Source organism: Halomonas sp. BC1, from assembly GCF_002078135.1.
GTDB lineage: Bacteria > Pseudomonadota > Gammaproteobacteria > Pseudomonadales > Halomonadaceae > Vreelandella > Vreelandella stevensii.
On record NZ_LFGS01000004.1, the window covers coordinates 15,397 to 28,762 of the forward strand.

15 protein-coding genes are annotated in these 13,366 nt (G+C 60.0%); 5 read left to right on the top strand and 10 right to left on the bottom strand.

Going from position 1 to position 13,366, the window contains the following annotated elements:
- The first annotated feature begins 88 nt into the window (after positions 1 to 88).
- The 4 genes from B7L72_RS01650 to ettA all read left to right on the top strand — a co-directional run bounded on the left by B7L72_RS01650 (position 89) and on the right by ettA (position 4,656).
- Positions 89 to 1,402, top strand: a complete 1,314-nt coding sequence (locus B7L72_RS01650) for an MFS transporter (RefSeq protein ID WP_081192210.1) — start codon at positions 89 to 91, stop codon at positions 1,400 to 1,402.
- 182 nt (positions 1,403 to 1,584) lie between these two features.
- Positions 1,585 to 2,022, top strand: coding sequence for a PAS domain S-box protein (locus B7L72_RS01655; protein WP_081192212.1), 438 nt, complete (start codon positions 1,585 to 1,587; stop codon positions 2,020 to 2,022).
- A 219-nt stretch (positions 2,023 to 2,241) separates the two neighbouring features.
- Entirely contained in the window at positions 2,242 to 2,454 is a 213-nt protein-coding gene (locus B7L72_RS01660; RefSeq protein ID WP_016916581.1) for a PA3496 family putative envelope integrity protein, read from the top strand.
- Between the two features lie 540 nt (positions 2,455 to 2,994).
- Positions 2,995 to 4,656: an energy-dependent translational throttle protein EttA gene (gene ettA, locus B7L72_RS01665; RefSeq protein ID WP_081192214.1), complete on the top strand. Its 1,662-nt coding sequence runs from the start codon at positions 2,995 to 2,997 to the stop codon at positions 4,654 to 4,656.
- Positions 4,657 to 4,803: 147 nt separating this feature from the next.
- Here ettA and B7L72_RS01670 read toward each other — a convergent pair whose 3' ends face one another.
- The 5 genes from B7L72_RS01670 to phaR form a co-directional block, all read right to left on the bottom strand.
- The gene (locus B7L72_RS01670) at positions 4,804 to 5,145 is read right to left on the bottom strand and encodes a histidine triad nucleotide-binding protein (protein WP_039182057.1); all 342 of its coding nucleotides are present in this window, start codon (positions 5,143 to 5,145) and stop codon (positions 4,804 to 4,806) included.
- Between the two features lie 52 nt (positions 5,146 to 5,197).
- Complete coding sequence (locus B7L72_RS01675; protein WP_016916578.1) at positions 5,198 to 6,070, bottom strand: phosphoribulokinase; 873 nt, start codon at positions 6,068 to 6,070, stop codon at positions 5,198 to 5,200.
- On the bottom strand, positions 6,070 to 6,510 hold the full coding sequence (locus tag B7L72_RS01680; protein WP_016916577.1) for an acyl-CoA thioesterase: 441 nt from the start codon (positions 6,508 to 6,510) through the stop codon (positions 6,070 to 6,072). Before B7L72_RS01680 ends, B7L72_RS01675 begins: the two co-directional genes overlap by 1 nt.
- Before the next feature lie 34 nt (positions 6,511 to 6,544).
- On the bottom strand, positions 6,545 to 7,837 hold the full coding sequence (gene purD / locus B7L72_RS01685) for a phosphoribosylamine--glycine ligase (RefSeq protein WP_081192216.1): 1,293 nt from the start codon (positions 7,835 to 7,837) through the stop codon (positions 6,545 to 6,547).
- Positions 7,838 to 7,941: 104 nt separating this feature from the next.
- Positions 7,942 to 8,406, bottom strand: coding sequence for a polyhydroxyalkanoate synthesis repressor PhaR (gene phaR, locus B7L72_RS01690; RefSeq protein WP_016916575.1), 465 nt, complete (start codon positions 8,404 to 8,406; stop codon positions 7,942 to 7,944).
- 135 nt (positions 8,407 to 8,541) lie between these two features.
- Between phaR and B7L72_RS01695 the strand changes: the two genes are divergently transcribed.
- Positions 8,542 to 9,252 (top strand): 16S rRNA (uracil(1498)-N(3))-methyltransferase, encoded by a 711-nt coding sequence (locus B7L72_RS01695; protein ID WP_081192218.1) that lies wholly within the window; start codon positions 8,542 to 8,544, stop codon positions 9,250 to 9,252.
- 13 nt (positions 9,253 to 9,265) lie between these two features.
- Here the strand turns inward: B7L72_RS01695 and rloA3 are convergent, their stop codons facing one another.
- From rloA3 to B7L72_RS01720, 5 genes are all read right to left on the bottom strand, one after another.
- Complete coding sequence (rloA3, locus tag B7L72_RS01700; protein WP_081192220.1) at positions 9,266 to 9,796, bottom strand: retropepsin-like aspartic peptidase RloA3; 531 nt, start codon at positions 9,794 to 9,796, stop codon at positions 9,266 to 9,268.
- 65 nt (positions 9,797 to 9,861) lie between these two features.
- Positions 9,862 to 11,118, bottom strand: coding sequence for a lytic murein transglycosylase (locus B7L72_RS01705; RefSeq protein WP_139788415.1), 1,257 nt, complete (start codon positions 11,116 to 11,118; stop codon positions 9,862 to 9,864).
- A 43-nt stretch (positions 11,119 to 11,161) separates the two neighbouring features.
- A complete protein-coding gene (locus tag B7L72_RS01710; RefSeq protein ID WP_081192222.1) occupies positions 11,162 to 11,620 on the bottom strand; it encodes a DUF3429 domain-containing protein in 459 nt (152 codons plus the stop codon).
- A gap of 16 nt (positions 11,621 to 11,636) precedes the next feature.
- Complete coding sequence (locus B7L72_RS01715) at positions 11,637 to 13,058, bottom strand: DASH family cryptochrome (protein WP_081192224.1); 1,422 nt, start codon at positions 13,056 to 13,058, stop codon at positions 11,637 to 11,639.
- 73 nt (positions 13,059 to 13,131) lie between these two features.
- Entirely contained in the window at positions 13,132 to 13,218 is an 87-nt protein-coding gene (locus B7L72_RS01720; protein ID WP_081192809.1) for a DUF2256 domain-containing protein, read from the bottom strand.
- Between the last annotated feature and the right edge of the window lie 148 nt (positions 13,219 to 13,366).

Genomic DNA, 13,366 nt, shown 5'->3' on the forward strand with positions numbered 1-13,366 from the left:
GACAAGCTAAACTATCATGTCGATTACGCTATGATATTGATCAAGCATTCTGTCATCTTATATTTATTAGCAACTGCCAAGGAACCCCATGGCTCAGCCAGATGTTTCACAAACGCGTCTCTATGAGTGGCTGACGGGCGATGACGACAGCCGTATGTGTGCCGACATCCCCGAGGGCGCTTGCCAGGAGCAGCCGCGTAACTTTTTCCATCATCTATGGGCGGCATTGGGTAACAAGCTGGCGGATGAACTCTCCAGTGCACGACTGGTATTGCCCTGGTTGATGGGCATCATCGGTGCGCCAGTGTGGATGGTGGGCTTGCTGGTCCCCATCCGTGAGGCTGGCGCGCTGCTGCCTCAGCTGTTCGTGGCAGGCTTCATTCGCCTGAAACCTCAGCGCAAGTGGGTATGGGTCACCGGAGCGCTGCTTCAAGCCTTGGCCGCACTGTGCCTCGCGCTACTGGCGCTCTGGGGAAATGGCACGCTGGGTGGATTTCTGGTGCTGGCGGTGCTGGTGGTACTGTCATTGGCGAGGGGGCTTTCGTCGATCGCCACCAAGGACGTACTGGGCAAGACCATCGCCAAGCGCCGGCGAGGGACCCTCATGGGCTGGAGTGGCAGCGTAGCAGGTGCCGCCACGCTGGCGGCGGGCGGTGTGTTGCTGTGGTTCGGTGATCGCCCAGGTAACGTGGCGCTGGCCATGCTGCTATGTGTCGCGGCGGCGGGATGGTTGCTCAACGCGTTCAGCGCCGCGCGCATCAAGGAAATGCCGGGGGCCGTAGAAGGCGGTGAAAACGCCTGGGACAGTATCAAGCTCGGGGCCACCCTGATGCGCGAGGATCGCACCTTCCTGCACTTCAATCTGGCCAGGGCCTTATTGCTTTCCAGTGCGCTTGCCCTGCCCTACCTGGCGCTGCTGGGCCAACAACAAAGCGGCGGTGAGCTGGGCGGGCTAGGCATCATGGTGGTGGTGTCCGGGTTGTCAGCGATGATTGCCAGCCCCATCTGGGGCAAACGCGCGGACCACTCCAGCCGCCGCGTCATGCGTGATGCTGCCGCCGGTACCGCTCTGTGTTGCTGCCTAGGCGCGGGCATTGCCTGGCTACCGGGCGAGTGGACCCGCAGCGTACTGCCCTACGCCTGCGTTTATGCCCTGCTGATGATCATTCACCATGGGGTTCGCCTGGGCCGCAAGACCTATCTGGTCGATATGGCCAGTCAGGACAACCGAGCACTCTATGTGGCGCTGTCCAACACTTTCACAGGAGTGCTCATGCTGGCAGTGGGCGGCCTGATTGGCGGGCTGGCCCAGTGGCTTGGCAGCAGCCTATTGCTGCTGGTGCTAGCGGCCACGGCACTCGGGGCCATGGTAAGCGCTCAGCGTCTTCCAGAAGCAGAGTGATCTTCAAGGATTGCAAACCCGTGCAACGCTCGCCATGATGGGCGGGAATCACGGCGTAACGTGGTTTTTTGCTATCCTAGCGGTAATCAGTGGTAAGTGGCATCGCCTACCCTGCCTATACGCGCCTCGCGCTGACGAACAGCGACACGGCTAGAATGACGAGAAGCAACAGGAATCCATTGATGAAACGATCTCCCTTGATCAGCCCGGAGTTACTCGAACGCATTGTTGATGCTTCTGAAGATGGCATTGTCGTTGCAGAGCAGGAAGGTGACGAAAACATTCTGATTTATGTCAACAAGGGCTTCGAACGACTGACCGGCTACAGCGCAGACGAAATCCTGTATCGAGATTGTCGTTTTCTGCAGAACGAAGACCGCGATCAGGATGCCCTCGCGTCGATTCGTGATGCCCTACAGGATGGCCGCCCCTCTCGCGAAGTGCTGCGCAACTATCGTAAAGACGGCACGATGTTCTGGAACGAGCTATCGATTACGCCGGTTTATGATGAAGCCGATAACCTGATGTACTTCATCGGCGTGCAGAAAGACGTCACCGAACGGGTCGAAGCCCAGCTGGCTTTGGCAGCGTTGAAAAAGCAGCAGGCGCTGGCCGAATAGCGTTTGTGGCCATGCTGCTGTTGGTAGCTCTGGGGATTTTGGTAGCTCTGGGGATTTTGGTAGCTCTGGGGGATTTAATGGCGGCCAAGGCAAGTTTGTGCTTGAACTTCATCCCAACTGGCGTTATATAGCGCCTAGGCGCTTGTTTAGCGTTAGGTGCTCCCTGCGGAAGGGAGCCGTTGTGATGCCGGTGCGCCGGCCTGGGTTGGAGGGCATACCATGAGCCGTGACCCCTTGAATCGTGAGACCTACACCAGCGACGGGCTGGACGCCGACGACTTCGACAACCTGGACGCGGTCAACGACGATCAATACGCCAAGAGCAAACCCAGCAAGGCCGACACCCTGCGCGCACGGCGCCAGGTGGAAGCATGGCTAGAAGAGCGACGCCTGCAGCGTGCCATCAAAGACGACTGGGATGAGGAAGAGTAGCGCCTTACGGGTAGATGCTCTGTCGTTCGAACAGGGGGCAATCATTGGATTGCCCCTTTTCATTTAATTCAGCGCGTAATGGATTCAGGATAGCCTGGGTAGCCACCCAAACCTGCTTGTGGGAGGCCAATTCATTGGGCGACGGCCTGGGCAGGCACCGGTGCCTGAATCGTCGCGAGCTAAAGCTCCCTCCCACAACAACCCCCTCCCACAGCAGTGAGTGCCTCCAGGCCAGCTTGTGGGAGGCCAATTTCATTGGGCGACTGTCTGGGCAGGCACTGGTGCCTGAATCGTCGCGAGCTAAAGCTCCCTCCCACAACAACCCCCTCCCACAGCAGTGAGTGCCTCCAGGCCAGCCTGTGGGGGCCAATAGATGCAAACCAGTCTGCGTAGAATTTTTCATTTCCGCACGGTTTTTCGTTTCATCCTGCTCACCTGACTCAGTACCGTGCGGCTGGCCTTTAGCCGCGCTGGGCACTATCATCTGTACACCAAGCCAGCACCGCTGGCCCCGCTTTTACCACAACCTAACGGATTTCCATGGCGCAATACGTATTCACCATGAATCGGGTTGGCAAAGTCGTGCCGCCCAAGAAGCAAATTCTCAAGGATATCTCGCTGTCGTTCTTCCCGGGCGCCAAAATCGGCGTACTAGGCCTGAACGGCGCCGGTAAATCCACGCTGCTGCGCATCATGGCCGGTGTCGATAAAGAGTTTGAAGGTGAAGCTCGTCCGATGCCCGGCATCAACGTGGGCTACCTGCCTCAGGAGCCGCAGCTGGACGACGAGAAAAACGTCCGGGATACCGTCGAAGAAGCGCTGGGTGCCCTGAAGGAAGCTCAGCAGAAACTGGATGCGGTGTACGCGGCTTACGCAGAACCGGATGCAGACTTCGATGCCCTCGCCAGCGAACAGGCGCGTCTCGAAAACATCATCGAAGCCGCCGATGCGCATAACATCGAGCGTAAGCTGGAAGTGGCCGCCGAAGCGCTGCGTCTGCCGCCCTGGGACGCCAAGGTAGGCAACCTTTCCGGGGGCGAGCGCCGCCGTGTGGCTCTGTGCCGCCTGCTGCTGTCCAGCCCGGACATGCTGCTGCTGGACGAACCCACCAACCACCTGGATGCGGAATCGGTGGCCTGGCTGGAGCGCTTCCTGCACGACTACAACGGCACCGTCGTGGCCATCACTCACGACCGTTACTTCCTGGACAACGTGGCAGGCTGGATTCTCGAGCTGGACCGTGGCCAGGGTATCCCCTTCGAGGGCAACTACTCTCAGTGGCTGGAGCAGAAAGAGCAGCGCCTGACCCAGGAAGCCAAGCAGGAAGCCTCGCGCCAGAAGGCCATCAAGCAGGAGCTGGAGTGGGTACGCAGCAACGCCAAGGGCCGTCAGGCAAAAAGCAAGGCGCGTCTCAATCGCTTTGAAGAGATGCAGTCCGGCGACTACCAGAAGCGTAACGAAACCAACGAAATCTACATTCCGCCTGGCCCGCGCCTGGGTGACAAGGTCATCGAATTCCACAACGTCACCAAGCGTTTCGATGACAAGCTGCTCTACCAGGACCTCTCCTTTACCATTCCCCAGGGGGCCATTGTCGGCATCGTCGGCGGTAACGGCGCGGGTAAATCGACGCTGTTCAAGCTGGTCACCGGCAGGGAGCAGCCGGATGCGGGCGACGTGGTGATCGGTGAAACCGTGGATATCGCCTACGTCGAGCAGTTGCGCGACGCGCTGGACGACAAGCAGACGGTATGGGAAGCGGTATCCGACGGCCAGGACATTCTCAACATCAACGGCTACGAAGTCTCTTCGCGTGCCTACGTGGGTCGCTTCAACTTCAAGGGCAACGACCAGCAGAAGCGCCTGGATGAGCTGTCGGGCGGTGAGCGCGGGCGCCTGCAGCTGGCGCAAACCCTCAAGCAGGGTGCCAACGTATTGCTGCTGGACGAACCCTCCAACGACCTGGACATCGAGACACTGCGCGCCCTGGAAGAAGCCCTACTGGCCTTCCCCGGCTGCGCCATGGTGATCTCCCACGACCGTTGGTTCCTGGATCGTATCGCCACGCACATCCTGGCCTTCGAGGGCGACTCGGAAGTGGTGTTCTTCGATGGCAATTACACGGAATACGAAGAAGATCACAAGAAACGAGTCGGCAACGACACGCCGAAGCGCATGAAGTACAAGCGTATCGACGCTTGACCGCGGGCGCCTTTCGCCTGCTAAAGCGACCTCCCCCCAGTGCCTGGCAGGGCGGGTGTGGGAGGAAGCTTTAGCTCGCGATGGCTGACTTTGCCAGGGCGCCTGACGGCGCCCTTCGCCCGCCAAAGCGAGCCTCCCGCGTTAGACTTAGCCTGCAGGCCAAGTGAACTGGCGCCCGCCCATCAGGTGCATATGGATGTGGTAGACCGTCTGCCCGCCCATTTCGTTACAGTTCATGACCACCCGATAGCCGTCTTCGGCAAATCCCTGCTGTTTGGCCAACTGGGCAGCGGTATATTGCAAGCGGCCGATCACCGGCAGGTCGTCAGGCGCAATGTCATTGAGCGTGGCGATGTGCTTTTTAGGGATGATCAGCTGATGCGTAGGCGCCTGAGGGCTAATATCGTTAAAGGCAAGCACATGCTCGTCTTCGAAGACGATATCCGCAGGAATCTCGCGGTTGATGATTTTACAAAACAGGCACTCCATCGCAGCCTCCTTGGTATGGCGCGTTATTGTCAAAAGAGCCAGCTAAACGCGCCTATCGGAAACGGCGCTGAGCCAGCAGGTGGCGAACCAACGGGGCGAGGATCAACTCCATCGCCAACGACATGCGTGCACCGGGCACCACCAGCGTGTGGGGCCGCGTCATGAACGCATCCTTGATCATGGCCAGCAGCCAGGGGAAATCCACGGTCGAGGGGTCGCGAAAGCGAATCACCACGAAAGACTCGGCATCGGTGGGGATATCCTGCACCTCGAAGGGGTTGGAGGTGTCGACGGTAGGCACGCGCTGAAAGTTGATATGGGTACGCGAAAACTGCGGCTGGATATAGCGCACGTAATCGTCCATGCGCCCCAGAATGGTGTCGATGACCGCTTCCTGGGAATAGCCACGCAGCTTGGTGTCACGATCGATCTTCTGAATCCACTCCAGGTTCATGGTCGGCGCAACGCCCACCAGCAAATCCACGTGCCGAGCAATATCGTACTCGCGGGTCACCAGCCCACCGTGCAGCCCTTCGTAAAACAGCAGGTCAGTGCCGCAAGGCAGCGCCTGCCATTCGGTAAAGGTGCCCACTCGGTAACCGGCTTCGATCTTCTGCTTGTCTTCTGCATGGATGTAGTGCCGGTAGGTACCGGTGCCGTGTTCACCGTACTCGACGAACAGGCCCTCCAGGCGATCCAGCAGGTTGGCCTCGACGGCAAAGTGAGAAAGCTCATCCTTGCGTTCGGGCTCTTCGCGGAAGATACGTTTGAGGTCATCGCGGGTATAGCGATGGAAGGCATCACCATCCACCATGGCCGCGTGAACGTCTTCTCTTAGAAACATCCGTTCGAAGCTACGGCGCACCGTGGTGGTGCCAGCCCCAGAGGAGCCGGTGATGGCAATGATGGGATACTCTCGGGACATCAGCTCCCCCTTGCCTCGGCGAGTGTCTGCTTCACCGCGTCAGGAATGGGCACCGGCTTGCCCGCCCCCAGATCCAGCAGCAGCTTGTTGATTCGGGCCGTGGCCACCACGGTCTCGCTGCCTTCCTTCAAGACACGCTGATAGACAGTCAGTGCCTTGCCCTGCGGTTCAGGCACCGCCGTCTCGATGACCAGCACCTCCGGGAAGCGCGCTTCCTGCTGATATTGTATCGCCAGGTCCACCACAACGCTGGGATAGCCGCCCATGTCCCACTCGGGCAAGTGCAGGCTACCCAGTGCTTGCGCCCTGGCCTCATGCAGCAGCGACACCAGGGCATCATGCCCCAGGTGGCGGCCGTAGTTCATGTCGGTCACCCGCACCGAGAGGGTATGGCGGTGGATCACCGCGTCTGCGGGAAATTCGATAGCAACGCGTTCCATGACGGCTCTCCTGCTTGGGTGACGAAAGAGGTCGTTAGTGATTCACTTCCCGGGCAATGGCGCGGAAGGCGATATCACGGCGGAACTCGGCGCCTTCCCACTGGATGGCCTTGACACCCTGATAGGCCTGCTGCTGAGCAGCCGACACGCTGTCGCCCAGCGCCGTGACACACAGTACGCGCCCCCCGGCCGTGGCGATCTCGCCTTCATCGGTCAGGGCAGTGCCCGCGTGGAACACCTTGCACTGGGCCTGCTCGGCATCGACCAAGCCGTGAATCACATCGCCTTTACGATAGCTGCCGGGATAACCGCCCGCCGCCATGACCACGCCCACCGCCGCGCGGCTGTCCCATTCACACTGCTTGCCTGCCAGCTCGCCTTTAGCGCCCGCCAGACAAAGCTCCGCCAGATCCGACACCAGTCGCATCATGATGGGCTGGGTTTCCGGGTCACCAAAGCGGCAGTTGTATTCGATCACTTTGGGTTGGCCCGCAGCGTCGATCATCAAACCGGCATACAGGAAGCCCGTGTACGCATTGCCCTCTTCGGCCATGCCTCGTACGGTAGGCAGGATCACCTGCTCCATGATGCGGGCATCCACCTCGGGCGTGACCACAGGCGCCGGTGAATAGGCCCCCATGCCGCCGGTATTGGGACCGGTATCGCCATCGTAGGCACGCTTGTGATCCTGACTGGTGGCCATGGGCACGACATGCTCACCGTCGACCATGACAATGAAGCTGGCCTCTTCGCCATCCAGAAACTCTTCGATGACGACCCGCGCACCGGCATCGCCAAAGGCGTTGGCTTCCAGCATATCGCGAATGGCGGCTTCGGCTTCGGCTTCGCTCATGGCCACGATCACGCCCTTGCCGGCGGCCAGACCATCGGCCTTGATGACGATGGGCGCGCCCATGCGGGCCAGGTAGTCAAGCGCTGGCTCGACCGCCGTGAAGGTCTGGTAGTCGGCGGTGGGAATGGCGTGGCGGGCCAGGAAGTCCTTGGTGAAGGACTTGGAGCCTTCCAACTGAGCAGCCCCTTGGGTAGGGCCAAAGATGGCCAGGCCCGCTGCCTGAAATTGATCGACCACCCCTTCCACCAGCGGCGCTTCCGGGCCAACGACCGTCAGGGCGATCTGCTCTTGCTGAGCAAACGCCACCAGCGCAGGCAGGTCGGTTGCGGCAATGGCCACATTGCTCAGCTTGGGCTCCGTGGCCGTGCCTGCATTACCAGGCGCTACGAACACCTGCTCGACCTGGGGGGATTGGGCAAGCTTCCAGGCAAGGGCATGTTCACGACCACCGCCACCGATCATCAAAACTTTCATGGGTATCCTTCTCAAAACAGGAGAGCATCGATGGGCGCATTATGCCATAACGCAGCCGCTAGCGGGGCGCCAAGCGCTGTCTGAAACCCAGCGCTGTTGTGAAGCTAAGGCTTGCCGTCCGTTGGGTCGTCGTCTTCCTTGGTGGAAGGCTGGTTGAGCGTGTTCTGCCAAAAGCGCATGTTCTCCTCGGCCAGTTCACGCATGAACTCCATGGGCGTATGCCGCATGGCCTGCTGCCACTGGCTCTGGAGGCGCTTCTGCTGCTCCAGCATCAGCTGGGTGCCCTGTTCCAGATAGCGCGCCAGAGGCAGCGGTGACGACATGTCATACACGCGAATCAACTGGGCCAGCAGATCGTTGGAGAACACTTCCGCTTCACTATCGGCCTGCTCCTGTTCGATAATGATCGACAGTAGAATCGTGCGCGTGAGGTCTTCGCCACTTTTGGCATCTTCGACACGAAAAGGCTCTTCGTCGATGATCAGACGGCGCAAATCTTCCAGCGTCACGTAGCGGCTTTGTTGTGTGTCGTACAACCTGCGGTTGGCATATTTACGAATGACGCGCACAGCGTATCTCCTTAAACGCGATAAAGGCTTTTGTCGCCATGGCTGCTATTGTGCCTGCAACACACGCCCATGCAAGCCAGCTTAACGGATTAGTGCCGCGATGCGCGGCCTGCCCACGACTAATAGACGACCATCATGAATCTGATCTTGCTCGACCCCAGTGAGGTGAACGGCCAACAAGCCCGCCTGACCGACACCCGCCGCCTGACGCATCTGCGCGACGTACATCGCGCCCAGCCGGGGGGCCAACTGAGCGTGGGCGTTCAAGGAGGCAACATGGGCAAGGCCGAACTGATCGAACTGAGCGACAGCGGTGCCCTCTTCCACCTGGGCCCGCTGGAAACGCCTCCACCGCGCGCGCTACCGGTACATCTGGTATTGGCCCTGCCACGCCCGCGCATGCTGGCCCGCACGCTGGAACATGTCACTGCGCTAGGCGTGAAACAGATTACCCTACTGCACACCCAGCGGGTGGAGAAAAGCTACTGGCAATCGCCGGAGCTACGCCCAGAAAAGGTGCACCAGCATCTCCTGCTCGGGTTGGAGCAGGCACGCGACACGCAGCTCCCGCAGGTCACGCTGTGCAAGGGCTTTCGCCCTTTTCTGGAAGATCACCTGAACGGCGTACTACACGAGCGACGGGGACTCGTCGCTCACCCTGGCATGCCCGACGCCTGCCCACGCGGCATCGACGAGCCCTGTGCACTTTTCGTGGGGCCAGAGGGGGGGTTTATCGAATGGGAAGTCGAGCAACTGCTGGCAGCAGGATGCGAGGGCATGCACCTGGGCCCGCGCATCCTGAGAGTAGAAACCGCCGTGACGGCGCTGCTGGCACGGCTGTTCTGACTCACCCTATTGATCAGGTTTGATCGTCTTCGGGGTCGTGGGGAACGTACTCGGCATTCTCCCCACACTCCGGTGTCTGCAAGAACGTTCTGCGCACATCCAGTAACCCAAGATGGCTGATCGTGCGACGCCCCAGCAGCAGCGGGTAAATCATCTCTTCGCGGTCGCGCAGGCTGAACTGCTCTTCATAGATGGTGTCGCCCATGCACACATCCATCAGCACCACGGGGCGTTCATCGCGCCCACCGGCGCCGCGCACGGCTTGCTCACGATACAGCGGACGTTCGATTTCGTCGCTAAAGGCCTCACCGCTGGCCTGATCCTCCAGCTTTAAGCGAAAGCGCACCCAGTCTTCGCCATCCTTCTCGAAAATCTCGATGTCACGGGCGTCCAACGACGAGGTCAGCGCACCGCTGTCCAGCTTGGCCTTGACGCCAATGCCCCAAGGCTCGATGAACGCGTTCTCCACCCAGCCGAACACCTTGTCCTCAGCCTGTACGCTGGCACTCGCCATCAGCACACTCGCCAGAGCCGTCATGCCCATGGCCTTTCGCAATCTATTCACCATCGCAACGCATCCTTGATAGTTGGATTAAAGGAGTAGTGGAATTATGGCAGTCGCGCGAGCAGCGATTGAGTAGCAAAGCCATCTGGCACCAGCCCTTGATCACGCTGGAAGGCTCGCACACCTGCCTGGGTATTGGGTCCCATGATGCCATCGGCGGTGCCCACCGAATAACCGGCGTTGTTCAGCCGCTGCTGAAGCGTTCTGACATCGTCGCGCGTCAAAGGTGCCTCATGGGTGGGCCAGGACTGAGTAATACCCTGACGCCCGGCAATGGCATCGGCCAGTGTCGCCACCGCTAGTGCATAGCTGGTGGCGTTGTTGTAGCGCAAAATGGCCCGGAAGTTAGGGCCTACGATGAATGCTGGGCCACTGGCACCCGCTGGTACGATGACGGCGGCGCTATCGAAGGCGGGCAAATCGCCGCTCACCGCCCGTACGCCCTGCGCGGCCCACTGGGCCGAACTCAAACGCTCGGTTTGCGAGTAGTCGAACGTATCAGGCAGCACCACTTCGGCTCCCCAGGGCTGGCCTGCTTGCCAACCGGCGCGGGCCAGGTAGTTGGCCGTCGAGGCCATGACATCGGGAATACTGCCCCAGATATCACGCCGTCCATCGTTGTCGCCGTCCACCGCATAGGCTTCGAAGCTGCTGGGGATGAACTGAGTATGCCCCATGGCCCCGGCCCAGGAGCCGCGCATCTCATCGGCGGCGATATCCCCCTGCTCGATGATACGCAGCGCTGCCAGAAGCTCTCCGCGGGCAAAATCACGGCGACGGCCATCGTAGGCCAGGGTGGCGAGGGACTCCAGCGTCGAAAAGTCACCAAAGTTGCTGCCGTAATTACTCTCGACACCCCAGATGGCAACGATGATTTCGGCAGGCACCCCATAGCGCTGCTGCATCTGTTGAGCAGTATCGCGATGCTGAGCATACTTTTCACGACCATTGGCAATGCGCGTACTGGACACGGCGCTATCGAGGTATTGCCAGATGGGCCTGACGAACTCAGGCTGATGACGGTCCAGCTCGATCACCCGCTCGCGATAACGCACACCGTCCAGCGCTTTGGCCAGAGTGGCTTCACTGATCCCTTGATTGGCGGCGTAACGGCGGAAATCACTTAGCCACTGGTTGAAGCTGGCATACTGCACCTGCTCGGCGGCTCGCGCATCGACTTCGGTCATCAGTTGCGGGCTGGCTTGGGCAGATTGCCCCCCCAAAGCCAGCATCGTTGCCAGTATCAAGGCTGGCTTGAAGGTGGGCGCGAAAGCGGGTGATACCTGGGATTTCAATAACATGTCATCGTCTCATGGCTGTCCTTGGCGTGGCTGTGATAATGGCTCAGAAACGGGTCTGATGCCAGCCTCCAACCATGAGCCGCCACAGCACCACCAGGTGGGCAGCCCCCACGATACCGGTCAGCACACAGCGTAACCCTGTGTACCAGCGAGGAAACCCTTCACGGCCATCGCGGCTGACATCGTAAAGACCAATGAGCACAAAGCCTGCCAACAGCACCCATAGCCCCGTCACCACATCGAACATCAGCGCAGGCCAGGCAATCAGGCTAGGCACCATGGCCAGTACCAAGCGCCTACCGTTACCCAGCCGCGAGACCTGCAGCGCACTGCCCCAATGAACGCCACCCAGAAATGACAGAATCACCGCACTGTAGTAAGTAAACCCGTAAATCGCCGTGACCTGCCAGGCGGTAGGCGCCCACCATGCTGCGCCACTCGCCGCAATGAACGGGATCAGCCCAGCAAGGCCCAGCCCCCAGGCCAATCGGCGTTCACTCACAACGCTTCCTGCTTGCTTACTCATCCGTCTCCTCGAACTCTTCGGCAGCAATCAGCCAGCGGTGCCACTCACTTGGCATGACGCAGGGAGGATCGAACCTGGAAGGCGCCGCGCGCCAAGGCTGGTGCCGTTCGAGGCCAAAGGGCAAGGACTCGAGGGCGGGCAGCCAGTATGCGACATAGAGGCCTTTTGGGTCATAATGTCCTGCCTGCTTCAACACGTTGAAGTAGCGATCCTGCCGGGGATCTCGCCCTACTCCGGCGATATAGCGCCAATTACCCCAGTTACTGGCCACATCGTAATCGATCAGACAGTGCTCGAACCAGCCAGCGCCCAAACGCCAGTCCACGCCGAGATCCTTGACCAGGAAACTGGCCACGTTCTGGCGTGCGCGATTGGATATCCATCCGGTCCCTTTGAGCTCGATCATCGCCGCATCGATGAACGGGACCCCTGTCTTGCCATCGCGCCAACGGTTGAACGCCTCGTTAGGCACGGGGAGCTGCTCGCGGCCGAATAGCGCAGGGCCTTCCAGCTGTGCTGCACGGTGAAAGTAGTCACGCCACAATAGTTCGAACACGATCCAGTAGCTGGACTCGCAGCTACCGTTGATGGCTTCCCAGGCCTTGACCTCACGGTGTACCTGGCGAGCCGAGAGACAGCCCCTGGCCAGCCAAGGCGAAAACCGCGTCGAAAAGTTGGCTCCCAACAAACCATTGCGGGTTTTCTTGTAGGACTCAGCGCCGTTCTGCCGCCACAGATAGTGCTGCAGCCGGTCTCGAGCGGCGGATTCACCGCCGACGAATACAAGCCCCTGACGCTTGTCTGGCTGCCAGGTCGCACTCTGCTGACACACATCCCTGAGCGGCGGGAAGCCGCGGGGGGCGTCGTCTGGCCACCCGGGCAGCGTCACCGGCATGCTGAGCGGCGCGGGGATCTCACAATGTTTCTCCACCTGACGACGAAACGCCGAAAAGCTGGCAGGCAGCTCCTCCAACGCAAACGGCAGCGCCGAGGCGTCAATCAGGTAGCCGCTATCGAAACGCACCAGCGAGCAGTGCTCAGGCAGCGTCTCGGCCACCTGACCAATGTGCGCCCGTTCTTCGCAGCCCGAGTGTTCGGCGACCAGCACTTGCCGGGCTTTGAGGCGCGTGGCCATGGCCACTACCTCTTCGGCAGGGTGACCAATACGTACCAGCAGATCGCTGCCTAATTGCAGCAGCTCGCCACGCAGTTCCATCAGGCTTTGCCATAAGAAGCGCAGGCGCGCCGGGCCAAGGCGGCAAGTCTCCTCGCCTGCCATATTGGAACGTAACCACGCCCGGTCCAGTACGTAAAGGCAAACCAGTTGATCAGGGGCGGATGTGAAATGTAGTAGAGGGTTGTCCGCTACACGGAGGTTATCCTGTAGCCAGACAATATCAGTCGTGCTGTTCATGCTCGTGCCTCCTCGGCGTGCTGTGCTGTCTGGCTTCGCGTCGGCAGCGTTCGCTGCAAAAACGCACTTCCTCTCAACAGCGCGCCCATTTTTTCCGCCAAGTAAATGGGCGCTGGCATTGAACGCAGTCTTTTTCCGGTAGGTCTTGTTTTCGTCTCATCTGTCCATCTCGCTGCGCGTAAAGCACCGCGCCACGCTTTCATACATGGACACTATATCTTATACAGTACATATATTGTATATAAATTAACAGGCATTTAGTGGCACTGCGCACTTTGGTTAAACAGCAGCGCCTTATTAACTCCGCA

Bases quoted from the DNA above. Each gene is read 5' to 3' on its own strand.
- purD (WP_081192216.1), bottom strand. From the start codon at position 7,837: ATGAAAGTTTTGATGATCGGTGGCGGTGGTCGTGAACATGCCCTTGCC.
- B7L72_RS01680 (WP_016916577.1), bottom strand. From the start codon at position 6,510: ATGGAACGCGTTGCTATCGAATTTCCCGCAGACGCGGTGATCCACCGC.
- ettA (WP_081192214.1), top strand. From the start codon at position 2,995: ATGGCGCAATACGTATTCACCATGAATCGGGTTGGCAAAGTCGTGCCG.
- B7L72_RS01655 (WP_081192212.1), top strand. From the start codon at position 1,585: ATGAAACGATCTCCCTTGATCAGCCCGGAGTTACTCGAACGCATTGTT.
- rloA3 (WP_081192220.1), bottom strand. From the start codon at position 9,796: ATGGGCATGACGGCTCTGGCGAGTGTGCTGATGGCGAGTGCCAGCGTA.
- B7L72_RS01670 (WP_039182057.1), bottom strand. From the start codon at position 5,145: ATGGAGTGCCTGTTTTGTAAAATCATCAACCGCGAGATTCCTGCGGAT.
- B7L72_RS01715 (WP_081192224.1), bottom strand. From the start codon at position 13,058: ATGAACAGCACGACTGATATTGTCTGGCTACAGGATAACCTCCGTGTA.
- B7L72_RS01650 (WP_081192210.1), top strand. From the start codon at position 89: ATGGCTCAGCCAGATGTTTCACAAACGCGTCTCTATGAGTGGCTGACG.
- B7L72_RS01720 (WP_081192809.1), bottom strand. From the start codon at position 13,218: ATGAGACGAAAACAAGACCTACCGGAAAAAGACTGCGTTCAATGCCAG.
- B7L72_RS01695 (WP_081192218.1), top strand. From the start codon at position 8,542: ATGAATCTGATCTTGCTCGACCCCAGTGAGGTGAACGGCCAACAAGCC.
- B7L72_RS01660 (WP_016916581.1), top strand. From the start codon at position 2,242: ATGAGCCGTGACCCCTTGAATCGTGAGACCTACACCAGCGACGGGCTG.
- B7L72_RS01705 (WP_139788415.1), bottom strand. From the start codon at position 11,118: ATGTTATTGAAATCCCAGGTATCACCCGCTTTCGCGCCCACCTTCAAG.
- B7L72_RS01675 (WP_016916578.1), bottom strand. From the start codon at position 6,070: ATGTCCCGAGAGTATCCCATCATTGCCATCACCGGCTCCTCTGGGGCT.